Here is a 12,954-nt window from a genome sequence, read left to right as displayed (position 1 = left end):
GCGTCAGCCAATCAGCTCCGGTCGGTCGGACAGCAGTCGATAGCCGACCCCGTGCATGGTGCGGATGGTCACCGCCGACCCGACCTTGTGCCGCAACGCCGCGATGTGGGTGTCCAGGGTGCGACTCGACGGCTCCCAGGTCGCGCCCCAGATCTGGTCGAGGATGACGTCCCGGCTCACCACGTTCGGCGCCCGCCGGGCGAGCAGCGCGAGCAGCTCGAACTCCTTGCGGGTCAGCGCCACGGGCGTGCCGTCGACGGTGACCTCGCGGGTGCCCAGGCCGATCCGCATCGGACCGAGGACCAGCGGCTCGTCCGGCTGGCTCATCGCCCGGGCCACCCGGGTGCGGCGCAGCACGGCGTCGATCCGGGCCAGCAACTCCGGAACGCCGAAGGGCTTCACGATGTAGTCGTCCGCTCCGGCGCGCAGGCCACGGACCCGCTCGAACTCCTCCGAGCGGGCCGTCACGGCGATGACGGCCGTCTCCGGGCAGTCGCGCAGCCGCCGGATCACGTCGAGCCCGTCGCCGTCGGGCAGACCAAGGTCGACGAGCACCACATCGGACGGTGCCGCGCGCATCGCCTCGGTCGCGCTGGCGAGGCGGAGCACATCGAAGCCTGCCTGGGAAAGGACGGTCACGAGACCCCGTGCCACCCGGTCGTCGTCCTCGATGACGGTGATCCGCATAGCGGCGGATTGTACGCCCGACATCGACGCTCTGTTATCCCGTCAGTTCTTGGGATTTTTCTGACACCATCGACGTCCCCGTCGGTCGAGACTAGGGCGACGCATCGGCGGATGCGCATGCGCTGACGAGGGGGCCTCGACATGACACCGACAAGCAGGTGCCGGGCCACCGCGCGGATGGTCGCCGTGATCGGCGTCGTCTCGCTCGTCGCCGCCTGCTCCGGCAACGGAGGCGCCACCGGCTCGGGGGCCGACGGCTACCCGAACCGGAACATCACGTTCGTCGTGCCGTTCAGCGCGGGCGGCCCGACGGACACGGTCACCCGAATGATCGCCGAGCCGATGGCCGCGCAGCTCGGCGGCAAGATCGTGGTCCGCAACGTCGAGGGCGCGGGTGGCACGGTCGGCGCCGGCGAGGTGGCGCAGGCCGAACCCGACGGCCTCACCGTGCTCATGCACCACATCGGCATGTCGACGGCGCCCGCCCTCTACGAGAAGCTGGGCTACCAGCCGCTCAAGGACTTCGAGACGGTCGGGCTGGTCACCGAGGTGCCGATGACGATCGTCGCCCGCAAGGACTTCCCGCCCGCGACGCTTTCGGACCTGGTGGCCTATGTCAAGGCGAACGCCAACAAGGTCACCCTGGCCAACGCCGGTATCGGCGCGGCGTCGCACCTGTGCGGACTGCTGTTCCAGACCGCCGCCGGCGTGAAGCTCCAGGAGGTCCCGTACCAGGGCACCGGCCCGGCCCTGACCGACCTCGTCGGCGGCCAGGTCGACTTCATGTGCGACCAGACCACCAACACCAGCGGACAGATCTCCGCCGGCAAGGTCAAGGCGTACGCGGTCACCACGCCGGCGCGGGTGAAAAGTCTGCCGGACCTGCCCACCACTGCCGAGGCCGGGTTGCCCCAGCTCCAGGTCAGCGTGTGGCACGGCCTGTACGTCCCGGCCGGCACGCCGCCGGAGGTCGTCCGGAAGCTCTCCGAGGCGTTGAAGGTGGCACTTGCCGAGCCCAGGGTCGTCGAACAGATGGCCAAGCTCGGCACCGCGCCGGTCGCCCCTGAGGCCGCGACCCCGCAGGCGCACCGCACCAAGCTCGAAGAGCAGCTCGGAGCCTGGGCGAAGGTCATCGCCGACGCCGGGGTCAAGGCCTCCTGAGGTGGAGCGCCATCGGTCCTTCCCGGACATCCTGGCCGGGGGAGTCTTTGTTCTGATCGGGGGCTCGTTCGCGGTGGGGTCGCTCAGCTACGAGCTGGGCACCCCACTGCGAATGGGACCGGGCGCCTTCCCGCTGCTGCTCGGCGTGACGGTGGCCGCCCTGGGCCTGGCGGTCGTCGTCAAGGGGCTGGTCGCCGGTGAGGTGATCACGTTCGGGCCTGTCCCCTGGCGCGCCGTTGCGGTCGTCACGCTCGCGATCGTCTTCTTCGGGCTCACCGTCCGCCGTCTCGGGTTCGTGCCGACGTCGGCGGTGACCGCCCTGCTCACCACCCTGGCCAGCACCCGCGTACGGCTGCGTACGGCCGTGGCGGTGGCGGCTGGGCTGACCGTGGCCAGCACGCTCATCTTCATCGTCGGACTCCAGCTGCGGATCCCCCTGTGGGGCCCGTGGCTCGGCGTCTGACGAGGCCGCGGGACTGAGGCATGGGGCTCCTCGACAACCTCGCGCTGGGCTTCTCGACCGCGTTCCTGGTCCAGAACGTCCTGTACTGCTTCGTGGGTGTGCTGCTCGGGACGGCGGTCGGCGTCCTGCCCGGGATCGGGCCGACGGCCACGGTGGCGATGCTGCTGCCGATCACGTTCAGCTTCGAGCCGGTGACCGCGCTGATCATGCTGGCCGGCATCTACTACGGCGCGCAGTACGGCGGCTCGACGACAGCTATCCTGATCAATCTGCCTGGCGAGTCCTCGGCGGCGGTCACCGCCCTGGACGGGCACGAGATGGCCCGGCGGGGCCGGGCCGGCGCCGCCCTGGCGGCCGCTGCGGTCGGGTCCTTCGTCGCCGGCACGGTGGCCACCGTCGCGTTGGCCGTCGCGGCGCCACCGCTGGCCAGCGTCGCGTTGAAGTTCGGCCCGGCCGACTACTTCTCACTCGTGTTGTTCGGCCTGATCGTGTCGATCGCGCTGGCGCGCGGCTCGACGCTCAAGGCCCTGGCGATGATCGCGCTCGGCGTGCTGCTCGGGACGGTCGGCCAGGACATCTACACCGGCACGCCCCGGTTCGTGTTCGACCAGCGCGAGCTGTACGGCGGCATCGACTTCGTGTCGGTGGCCGTCGGCATGTTCGGGGTGGCCGAGATCCTGCGCAACCTGGAGAACGAGCGGACCCGCGCGGCGATCGTCAGCAAGGTGACGACCCTCTGGCCGACCCGCGAGGACCGGCGGCGGATCGTCGGCCCGATCGCGCGGGGCACCGGTCTCGGCGCGGCGCTCGGTGTCCTGCCCGGCGGCGGCCACGTGCTGGCGTCGTTCACCTCGTACGCCGTCGAGAAGCGGATCTCGAAGCGGCCACAGGAGTTCGGGCACGGTGCCATCGAGGGTGTCGCCGGTCCCGAGTCGGCGAACAACGCCGCCGCGCAGACGTCGTTCATCCCGCTGCTCACCCTGGGACTGCCCGCCCACCCGGTGATGGCCCTGATGGTCGGCGCGTTCATCGTGCACGGCATCACCCCCGGTCCGAACGTGATCACCGACGAGCCGGCGCTGTTCTGGGGCCTGATCGCGTCGATGTGGATCGGCAACGTGCTGCTCCTGCTGCTGAACCTGCCGCTGATCGGCATGTGGGTGCGGATGCTGCGCATCCCGTACCAGGTGTTGTTCCCGATGATCATCTTGTTCGCCGCGATCGGCACCTACTCGCTGAGCCTCAACGCGTTCGACGTCTATGCGATCGCGTTCTTCGGGCTCCTGGGTTACGTCCTGATCAGGTGTGGGTGCGAGCCGGCGCCCCTGCTGCTCGGCTTCGTTCTCGGCCCCCTGCTGGAGGAGAACCTGCGCCGGGCGCTCATCATCTCCCGTGGCGACCCGTCGGTCTTCCTGACCCGACCGATCTCGGCGGTGCTCCTGGCCCTGGCCCTGGTGGCGCTCGTCGTCACCGTCCTCCCGACGATCAAGAAGCGCCGCGAGGTCGTGTTCGCGGAGGAGGAGTAGCCGCTGTGTCCGGGAGTCGGCGCCGGCCGGCCGCCGGCGACCGGGCCGGTGTCGGGACGGACCCCGGAGGCCCGGCCGCGACCCGTTGTGGACGGCCCGGTGTCGGAGTTTGGAAGGCCCTCGATCATGAGGCATGCTGAGCTGATGCGGCACCCGGTTGATCTTTCATCGACATCCCGGCACACGGTGCACTTCACCGCACCGGACGCGGTGTCTGAACTCAGTGAGCAGGACCGGCAGTCCCGGGTCGAGCACGCCTGGAACCGGGACGACCTTCTCCTGGTCGATGGCCTGGGCTGCTTCGTGCGATGCCTGGTCGAGGCGACGTGCACCGAGGGGCATCCGGTCGTCCTCAACCTGTGGGCGGCACTCGACGAGGTCGACGCGCAGCGCGCCGTCGAGCTCTGGTGGGGTCCGGAATATTCGTCGCTGGCGATGCCGGGACGACTGGCGAACGACCTGCCGCTCTGGGGCCTGCGCGATGCGCGGGTGCGGCTCGCCGTTCGCGACGAGCAGTCGTACCCGTTTGTCGAGCCGGGTCTGGATTCGCGGGTCGCGGAGATCCTGCGCCAACCCCTGCCGCATTCGGACCTGGCGACGGACTAGCTTGATCTTCAACCTGCTGGGCGGTGGCATCGACCCCGGCTAATCATGGGGACAGACCTTGATCGATCATTCCTCGTGTCCAGGGAGGACGATCGCAAACCAAGGGACGCCGGGCCGCGCCCGCTGTGACGCGAGACGCGGCCCGGCGAGGACAGTGACTCAGGAACCGTGCTGCCAGCCGCTGAGGTACGCCTGCTGCTCGGTGGTCAGGACGTCGATGCTGACGCCTTCCGCGGCCAGCTTCAGCCGGGCGACCTCCTTGTCGATCTCCGACGGCACCTCGTGGACTCCGGGCGCCAGGTCGGAGTGGCTCCCGATCAGCCATTCCGCCGTGAGCGCCTGGTCCGAGAAGGACATGTCCATGACGGCGGCGGGGTGCCCCTCGGCCGCGCCGAGGTTGACCAACCGGCCCTCGGCGACGAGCAGCAGCCGGCGACCCGACGGCAACACGTACTCGTCGGTGCGGTGCCGGATGCCGGTGCGCTTCTCGACAGCCATCTTCTCCAGCCCGACGACGTCGACCTCGACGTCGAAGTGGCCGGCGTTAGCCAGGATCGCGCCGTCCTTCATCAGCTCGAAGTGCTCGGGTCGCAGGACGCCCGAGTTGCTGGTGACCGTGATGAAGATGTCGCCCAGCGGGGCGGCGTCGCGCATCGGCATGACCCGGTAGCCCTGCATGAGGGCGTCCAGCGCCTTTGTCGCGTCCACCTCGGTCACGATCACCTGGGCGCCGAGACCGGCGGCCCGCTCCGCCAGCCCCTGCCCGCAGAAGCCGAAGCCGGCGACCACGACGACGCGTCCGGCGAAGAGCACGTTGGTCGCGCGCATGAGCGCGTCCATCGAGGACTGGCCGGTGCCGTAGCGGTTGTCGAACATGTGCTTCGTGTCGGTGTCGTTGACCGCGACCATCGGGAAGCGCAGCGCGCCGTCCTGGCTCATCTGCCGCAGCCGCTGGACGCCCGTGGTCGTCTCCTCGCAACCCGCCTTGATGTTCGACAGCAACTCGGTGCGGCTGGTGTGCAACGTGTTGACGAGGTCGCAGCCGTCATCGAAGACGTAGTCCGGCTGGATGTCCAGAGCCGAGTTGATGTGCTGGTAGTAGGTGTCCCGGTCGACCCCCGTGCGGGCGAAGACGCTGATGCCGTACTCGTGGACGAGGGCGGCCGTGACGTCGTCCTGGGTGGACAGCGGATTTGACGCGCAGAGCGCGATCTCGGCACCGCCGACGTGCAGGGTCCGCATGAGGTTCGCGGTCTCGGTGGTGACGTGCATGCAGGCGGCGATGCGAACGCCAGCGAAGGGACGATGCTCGGCGAAACGTTCTCGCACCTGGCGGAGCACCGGCATGCAGCGATCGGCCCATTCGATGCGGCGGATGCCGTCCGCCGCCAGAGCGGGGTTCGCGATGTCGTGTTTGGGAAGTTGATCCATGAATCTACCCTAATCAGTCGTGGCGTTGGCTCGGTCGCCGACGCGCGTCTCATCTGTTGGGTTGGCGGGGATCCGGGCGCGCCCCGGCAGCGCGACCGCCGCCGCGACGGCGGCCACGACCGCCACGGCCGCCGCGATCAGCAGGGCGAGTCGGAACCCGGCCGCCAGCGAATCGGCGGTACGCGCGCCGAGGCCCGTCGTCCGCTGTTCGGCGAGGCTGATCAGCACCGCGACGCCCAGCGCGGTGCCACCCTGCTGCGCCGTGTTGACCAGGGCGGAGGCAAGGCCCTGCTCGCTGTCGTCGACGTCGCTGGTGGCCGCCACCGTCGAGGTCGCGAAGAAGGCTCCGAAGCCGACACCGGCGAGCGTGAGGCCGGGCAGCACCACGCCGAGGTAACCCGCTGACGGGGACAGCCGACTCAGCACGAGCATGGCCAGGCCCACGATCAGCGCGCCGCCGACCAAGACCGGTTTCACCCCGAAGCGAGTCGCCAGCATCGCCGCCACCGGCGCGGCGACGACCACGGTCAGTCCCAGCGGGAGGAAGGACAACCCGGCGACCAACGGGTCGTTGTTCTTCACCTGTTGCAGGTAAAGGGAGAGCACCAGCACGACCGCGCCCATCACGCCGGGCACCAGCACGCTGAGGACGTTCGCCGTGGTCAACGAACGATTGCGGAAGATCGCCAGACGCACCAGCGGGGCCGAGGAGCGGGCCTCGACCGCCACGAACGCGACGAGCAGCACCACTCCGGCGCCCAGCGCCGTCAGTACCCGGCCCGAGGCCAGGCCCAGCCGTGGGACCTCGGTCAGGCCGTAGATGAGCACCGTGATCCCGGTCGTCGCGGTCACGGCGCCCAACAGGTCGTACCCCGTACGCGGCGCGGTCGAGCGCTCGTCGGCGAGCAACCGGTAGGCAAACAGCACCGCGAGGGCCACGACCGGCACGTTCACCAGGAAGACCGCCGGCCAGCCGGCGTAGTCGGTCAGGGCGCCGCCGATCAGCACGCCGAGCGCGAAGCCGCTCGCCGAGGCGGCGCTGAACCAACCCAGCGCCCGGTTGCGCTCGGCGCCCTCGGGAAAGGTGGTGGTGATCAGGGACAGCACCGCGGGGGCGACCATCCCGGCCCCGATGCCCTGCACGGCCCGTGTGGCGACCAGGAGCCAGGACGCGGTGGCCAAGCCGGCGACCAACGAGCTGACGCCGAACACCAGCAGGCCGACGACGAAGATGCGCCGTCGACCCAGCAGGTCTGCCATGCGCCCGCCGAGCAGGAGCATGCCGCCGAAACCCAGCGCGTAGGCGCTCACGACCCACTGGAGGCCGGTCGCGCTCAAGCCCAAATCGGACTCGATGGCGGGTAGGGCCATATTGACGATCGAGAAGTCCAGCAGCAGTGTCAGTTGCGCGAGGCAGAGCAGTACGAGTGCCCCGCTGCCTCTCTCGGTACGCGTCTGCATGACGTCTCCTCCCAGGGCCGGGCCGTGCGGTCCCAGCGGTCGTAGTCGCCGTCCTCGGTGAGTCGGTCGCGGTGATGCGTCACCAGCCGACAGAAGACCACTCGGGCATGGCGGTTGACACCCACGACCCCGCTCGGCCATCCGCCATGGCCGATCGGCCGCGGCGGTTTGTCATCGCGGAGTGGACGCTCCACCGATGGTGGTACGAGCGGTGGTCGCCATTGGCGCAGAGTATGACAGATATCGCAGATCGCAAGGTCGCCCGGTCCAGACTTACCGATCTGTGGACTCGATGTCGAGCCCTGGGGGAAGTTGTTAACAGATTTCGTGTCGGCGATGCATCGATCGGCACCTACCGGACTGGTCGCATTTGCGCATGTCGAGGTGGGTTACGCTGGGTGGTAGCGGCAGACCGTCCGCGAGGGCCAGCTCGGCTACACCCGCAAAATACCTGTTTCGAAAATTTTAACTTGTTCACATCGGACCCCTCACGGTAAGTTCCGATGAGACACGGGGGTGGTTGCATGGATTGCTGCGTCGACTTTTCCGACGTCGCGCTGCTGGTGACGAACATGATCGTCGCGGCACGTCCATCCATTGGCCCGCCCTGCTAGATCCACTCCGTCCTCATGTCCGTGCCTTGCCGCAGTCGCTGTGGCGGCACACCCCGATGCCACATGAGCAGAGGTATGAGACGTGGATCTAGATCCGGCCTCTATTGCCGACATCTATCTCGACCGCCACTTTCCCGGCAGAAAAATTGTCCCTCCGGTGCTACGGCAGCTCGATGAGGACTTCTGTCGGCAGGTTGGCGCCTGGTTCGACCAGGTGCCGGTCCGGCCGGAGCCCGAGACGATCCGGCTTTACGAGATGTTCAAGCGGGAAACCCACGCGCAGTACGAAGCGTTGGTCGAGTCCGGCCTCCGCGTGGAACCCTGGCTCGATCCCGGCCGGCCGCAGCCCTACGTCACCTCCAGACAGCTCTGCTCAGAGGTGCGTGACACCGGTGTCCTGCACATCTACCTGACCGCTCACGGCCATGGCGACGGCCCGGCCCGCAGTTCGGGCCATCCCATGACCGAGGCGACCGAGGTGCGGGTGAATGGCGTCCAGTTCTGTTACAACGATTTGTTCCGGGCGGTCCACGACTTCTTCGGTCACGTCATGCACGGAAATACATTCGGCCCCCGTGGTGAGTTCAAGGCGACCTATGATCACATGCAGATGTACTCGGCCGAGGTGCGTCCGGTCCTCGCCGCCGAGACCATCGCCCAGATCTGCTGGTTCTTCTATGGCCCACACCTGTCCGGAGAGCACATTCCGCCTGCGCGGCGACCGTTCTCCGAACAAAAGCCCGTGCTCTTCCCGGAGCACCTGATGACGCGATATCTGTCGCTCTTTGAAAGGATGCCATCGTGACCGACCCGGTCAACCTCGCGGCCCGCGTGCGCGCCGACTTCCCCATTCTCGGCACCGGGCTGGACGACGGAACCCCGCTGTCGTACCTGGACAACGCCGCCACCACGCAGAAGCCCGTCCAGGTACTCGACGCGGTCGAGCACTACTACCGCACGGCGAACAGCAACGTCGGGCGCAGCGTGCACGCGTACAGCATGCGGGCCAGTGACGCGTACGAGGGCGCCCGACGGGTCGTGCAGAGCTTCATCAACGCCGAGGACGCCCAGCAGGTCGTGTTCACGAAGGGCACCACCGAATCCATCAACACGGTGGCGCTGGCCTACGAGTCGATCCTCGCCGAGGGCGACGAGGTGGTCATCACCGGCATGGAGCACCACTCCAACCTGCTCCCGTGGCGGCGGCTGTGCGAGCGCACCCGGGGCACGCTGCGGGTGGTCCCGTTGCAGCCGGCGGGTGGCGTCACGATGGACGCGTTTCGTGACACGCTGTCCGACCGGACCCGGCTGGTGGCGGTGGCCCACGTGTCGAACGTGCTGGGCACGGTCAATCCGGTCGAGGAGATGATCGCCGAGGCGCACCGGCGCGGCATTCCGGTGCTCGTGGACGGCGCTCAGGCGGTGGCCCACCGCCCGGTCGACGTGCAGGCGCTCGACGCCGACTACTACTGCTTCTCCGGGCACAAGATGTACGCGCCGATGGGCATCGGTGTGCTCTACGGCAAGGCCGAGCACCTGGAGCGGCTCCAGCCGGCACTGACCGGTGGCGGGGTCGCCCGCGGCGTCTCCTGGGCCGGCGAGATCGACTACCTGCCGTTGCCCAACCGTCTCGAGGCGGGCACCCCGAACATCGGCGGCGCGGTTGGTCTCGCGGCGGCCGCGACGTATCTCGGCGACCTCGGGTTCGACCGGGTGGTCGCCCACGACCAGGCGCTGGCCCACCGGCTGCGCGACGCCCTCGCCGGTGCCGGCAACGTCCGGGTGCTGGGCGAGCACCACGAGGGGGCGATCGTGACCTTCGCCGTCGAGGGCCTGCACCCGTACGACGTGGGCAACCACCTCAGCGCGGCCGGGGTGATGGTCCGCACCGGCGTGCACTGCGCCATCCCGATGGCCGACCACCTCGGGCTGGTGGGCACGGTCCGAGCCTCCGTCGGTGTCTACAACACCGAGGACGAGATCGACCGGCTGATCGACGCAATCGGGACCGTACAACCGGGATTCTGGACCAAGGAGCACCCCGACGAGCGGTTCCTCTGATCATGACGGGAATCGACGTGGACAGCTTCAAGGCCGAGCAGCGGTCGCTCTGGAACGACCTCAGCGCGGCGTGGGACAGGTGGCATCCGGTGTTCGAGGCCGGAGCCGAGCCGGTGACGAGACTGCTGCTCGACGTCGGCGCGGTCCGGCCCGGTGCCACGGTGCTGGACGTCGCCAGCGGCACCGGCGAGGTCGCCGTCGCCGCGGCCGAGCGGGTCGGCCCGCAGGGGCGGGTCGTCGGCGTCGACCTCGCGGCGGACATGGTGGCGGTCGCCCGGCGTCGGGGTGCCGCCCATCCGCAGCTCTCGTTCATTCAGGGCGACGCGGAGGACCTGGGCCTGCCCTCCGCGTCGTTCGACACCGTGCTGAGCCGGTGGGGGCTGATGTTCCTGCCGGATCGGGCGCGGAGCCTGCGCGGGCTGTGCAGCCTGCTCCGCCCGGGCGGTCGGCTCGCGGGTACGAGCTGGTCAGTGCCGCCTCGGGCCGCCGTGATCAGTACGGCCTTCGGGGTCATCGGCTCGCGGCTTCAACTGCCCGCCCCACCGCCGGGCACACCCGGGCCGTTCAGCATGACCGATCCCGCCGCTCTGGTGGACGAGTTCGCCGCGGCGGGGTTCGCCGACGCGCAGGCCGACGAGGTGCAGCTGACCTTCCGCTTCGACACCGTCGACGACTTCGTCGCGTTCTCGCGCGACCTGTTGCCGCCGAGAATGCGCCAGCTCGTCGCCGACCGCATGGACGACGCCGAACGCGAGTCGTTGTGGACGGCGGTCGGTGAGCGTGTCGCCGGCCTCGTCGACGCCAAGGGCGCTGTCGACGTGCCGAGTACCGCCATCTGTTTCCACGCGACGAAGCCGGAGTGAGGCCATGGAACTCGACACCAAACTCGTCCACGCCGGATACGAGGTAACCGCCGCCTCGGGAGACATCGTCCCGCCGCTGCACCTGGCCACCACCTTCGAGCAACGCGCCCAGGACGACCTGCGGTACTTCTACGGCCGGGGCGAGAACCCGACCCGTGAGGCGTTGGAACGCTGCCTCGCCGCACTGGAGAACGCCGCGCACGCGCTGGTGTTCTCGTCCGGGCAGGCGGCCGGCGCGACAGCGCTGTCGCTACTGCGGCCCGGGCAGCGGGTGCTGGCCTCCGACGACGTGTACGGCGGCACGTTCTCCCTGTTCAAGACGCTGACGAAGTACGACATCCGAGTGGACTACATCGACCTCACCGACCTGGCGGCGGTGGCGGCGGCGATGGCCGACGACGTGGCCATGGTGTGGCTCGAGACCCCGACGAACCCACTGCTCAAGGTCGCCGACATCGGGGCGCTGGCGGAGCTTTCCCGACAGCACGACGCGCTTCTGCTGGTCGACAACACGTTCGCCAGCCCGGTGCTCCAACAGCCACTGGCGCACGGCGCGGACATCACCCTCTACAGCACGACGAAGTTCATTGCCGGCCACTCGGACGTCATCGGCGGCGCCCTGGTCTACAACGACGACTCCCTGCACGGCGAGTTCTTCGGGTACCGCACCGCGGCCGGCAACATCCCGGGCCCGCTGGACTGTTTCCTGACCCACCGCGGCCTCAAGACGCTCTCGCTCAGGGTCGAGCGACAGGTGCGTACGGCACAGCACATCGTCGAGTTGCTGCGGGGGTCGCCGAAGGTCGGCGCGATCCACTACCCCGGGCTGGAGGATCACCCGCAGCGGCACGTCGTCGAGCGGCAGATGACCGGGCCGGGGTCGATCGTCACGTTCGAATACCTCGGTGACGTGCAGGCCATGATGAACCGCTGCGTGCTGTTCGCCTGCGCGGTGAGCCTCGGCAGTGTCCGGTCGCTCGTGGAGTGCCCCGCGCTGATGACCCACCGCCCGATCCCGGAGCAGGACCGCCTGCGGCTCGGCATCACCAACAACATCGTCCGGCTGTCGCTCGGCATCGAGGATCCCCATGATCTCGCCAAGGATCTGACGGATGCTCTCTGACTTGACGGGCGCGGCGGGCGCTCCGCTACTGCTCGACGGCGGGATGGCCACCGAACTGCAACGGGCCGGCCTCAGCGTGACCGCACCGTGGTGGACGACCGCCGCCCTGCGCGACGAGGCGTCGCGTCGGTTGCTGCGTGAGGTGCACGCCGCGTACGTGGCGGCCGGCGCGGACGTCCTCACCGCCAACACGTTCCGCACGAACCTGCGGGCTCTCGAACGGGCTGGTGTCGCCGTCGACGCGGCCGTCACGTACGTGCGCAATGCCGTCGCGGATGCCCGGGCGGTGAGCGAGGCCGCCGGCGGGCGGGTGCTGGTGGCGGCGAGCGTGGCGCCCTTGGAGGACTGCTACCAGCCGAGCCTCGTCCCTGACGACCACACGTTGCGGACGGAGCATGACTGGCACGTGGGCGCGCTCGCCGATGCCGGGGTGGACATCGTCCTGGTGGAGACGATGAACACGAGCCGGGAAGCCCTGGCGGCCGCGCAGGCGGCCACCCGACGCGGCCTGCGGACCTTCGTGAGCTTCGTCTGCGGGGACGGCGCTCGGCTGCTGTCCGGCGAGTCCGTCGCCGAGGCCGCCCGGCGGGTCGAGGACGCGGGGTGCGCCGCGGTGCTGGTCAACTGCACGACACCCGAGCGGTGCGACGCGGCGCTGGCCGCGCTCGCCGACGCGTGTGCGGGCCCGATCGGTTGCTATCCCAACGTGGAGGACCGGTCGAGTCTGCCGGAGAACGTGCCGGTGGACCGGTACGTCCCGGTGCGCGACGGGCCGGCCGGGTTCGCGCGGACGGCCAGCGACTGGGCGCAGCGCTACCAGCTCGGCGTGCTGGGCGGGTGTTGCGGGACGACACCCGAGCACATCGAAGCCCTCGCCGCGCGGCTGGGCGGCAGGCACGCGCCGGGCCGGGTGGTCACCGGCTGACCGCCCGACCGCACTCGGACCGGAGCCAACGCC

General features: G+C 69.4%; 12 protein-coding genes. 9 read left to right on the top strand and 3 right to left on the bottom strand.

Annotated features, from left to right (window positions below; genetic code table 11):
* Positions 1-3: 3 nt before the first annotated feature.
* Positions 4-687, bottom strand: a complete 684-nt coding sequence (locus ABZU52_RS11220) for a response regulator transcription factor (RefSeq protein WP_354970921.1) — start codon at positions 685-687, stop codon at positions 4-6.
* A gap of 141 nt (positions 688-828) precedes the next feature.
* Here ABZU52_RS11220 and ABZU52_RS11215 point away from each other — a divergent pair, with 141 nt between their 5' ends.
* The 4 genes from ABZU52_RS11215 to ABZU52_RS11200 all read left to right on the top strand — a co-directional run bounded on the left by ABZU52_RS11215 (position 829) and on the right by ABZU52_RS11200 (position 4,443).
* Positions 829-1,848 (top strand): tripartite tricarboxylate transporter substrate-binding protein, encoded by a 1,020-nt coding sequence (locus ABZU52_RS11215; RefSeq protein WP_354970920.1) that lies wholly within the window; start codon positions 829-831, stop codon positions 1,846-1,848.
* Between the two features lies 1 nt (position 1,849).
* The gene (locus ABZU52_RS11210; protein WP_354970919.1) at positions 1,850-2,311 is read left to right on the top strand and encodes a tripartite tricarboxylate transporter TctB family protein; all 462 of its coding nucleotides are present in this window, start codon (positions 1,850-1,852) and stop codon (positions 2,309-2,311) included.
* Positions 2,312-2,331: 20 nt separating this feature from the next.
* A complete protein-coding gene (locus ABZU52_RS11205) occupies positions 2,332-3,837 on the top strand; it encodes a tripartite tricarboxylate transporter permease (protein WP_354970918.1) in 1,506 nt (501 codons plus the stop codon).
* 144 nt (positions 3,838-3,981) lie between these two features.
* Positions 3,982-4,443: a DUF2199 domain-containing protein gene (locus tag ABZU52_RS11200; RefSeq protein WP_354970917.1), complete on the top strand. Its 462-nt coding sequence runs from the start codon at positions 3,982-3,984 to the stop codon at positions 4,441-4,443.
* 159 nt (positions 4,444-4,602) lie between these two features.
* Here the strand turns inward: ABZU52_RS11200 and ABZU52_RS11195 are convergent, their stop codons facing one another.
* A complete protein-coding gene (locus ABZU52_RS11195) occupies positions 4,603-5,874 on the bottom strand; it encodes an adenosylhomocysteinase (RefSeq protein WP_354970916.1) in 1,272 nt (423 codons plus the stop codon).
* Between the two features lie 9 nt (positions 5,875-5,883).
* A complete protein-coding gene (locus ABZU52_RS11190) occupies positions 5,884-7,335 on the bottom strand; it encodes an MFS transporter (protein WP_354970915.1) in 1,452 nt (483 codons plus the stop codon).
* Positions 7,336-8,031: 696 nt separating this feature from the next.
* Between ABZU52_RS11190 and ABZU52_RS11185 the strand changes: the two genes are divergently transcribed.
* Genes ABZU52_RS11185 through ABZU52_RS11165 form a run of 5 tightly spaced genes read left to right on the top strand, consistent with a single transcriptional unit; the run spans position 8,032 to position 12,921 of the window.
* Complete coding sequence (locus ABZU52_RS11185; RefSeq protein ID WP_354970914.1) at positions 8,032-8,754, top strand: crotonobetainyl-CoA--carnitine CoA-transferase; 723 nt, start codon at positions 8,032-8,034, stop codon at positions 8,752-8,754.
* The gene (locus ABZU52_RS11180) at positions 8,751-10,010 is read left to right on the top strand and encodes a cysteine desulfurase (RefSeq protein WP_354970913.1); all 1,260 of its coding nucleotides are present in this window, start codon (positions 8,751-8,753) and stop codon (positions 10,008-10,010) included. The genes ABZU52_RS11185 and ABZU52_RS11180 overlap by 4 nt, the downstream gene beginning before the upstream one ends.
* 2 nt (positions 10,011-10,012) lie before the next feature.
* Positions 10,013-10,873, top strand: a complete 861-nt coding sequence (locus tag ABZU52_RS11175) for a methyltransferase domain-containing protein (RefSeq protein WP_354970912.1) — start codon at positions 10,013-10,015, stop codon at positions 10,871-10,873.
* 4 nt (positions 10,874-10,877) lie between these two features.
* Positions 10,878-11,996, top strand: coding sequence for an aminotransferase class I/II-fold pyridoxal phosphate-dependent enzyme (locus ABZU52_RS11170; protein WP_354970911.1), 1,119 nt, complete (start codon positions 10,878-10,880; stop codon positions 11,994-11,996).
* 1 nt (position 11,997) lies between these two features.
* Positions 11,998-12,921 (top strand): homocysteine S-methyltransferase family protein, encoded by a 924-nt coding sequence (locus ABZU52_RS11165; protein ID WP_354970988.1) that lies wholly within the window; start codon positions 11,998-12,000, stop codon positions 12,919-12,921.
* Positions 12,922-12,954: the final 33 nt, after the last annotated feature.

It is taken from the genome of Micromonospora sp. NPDC005220 (assembly GCF_040607895.1).
GTDB lineage: Bacteria > Actinomycetota > Actinomycetes > Mycobacteriales > Micromonosporaceae > Micromonospora.
Note: the sequence above shows the minus strand (reverse complement) of the source record. Positions and strands in the feature narration are given on the sequence as shown.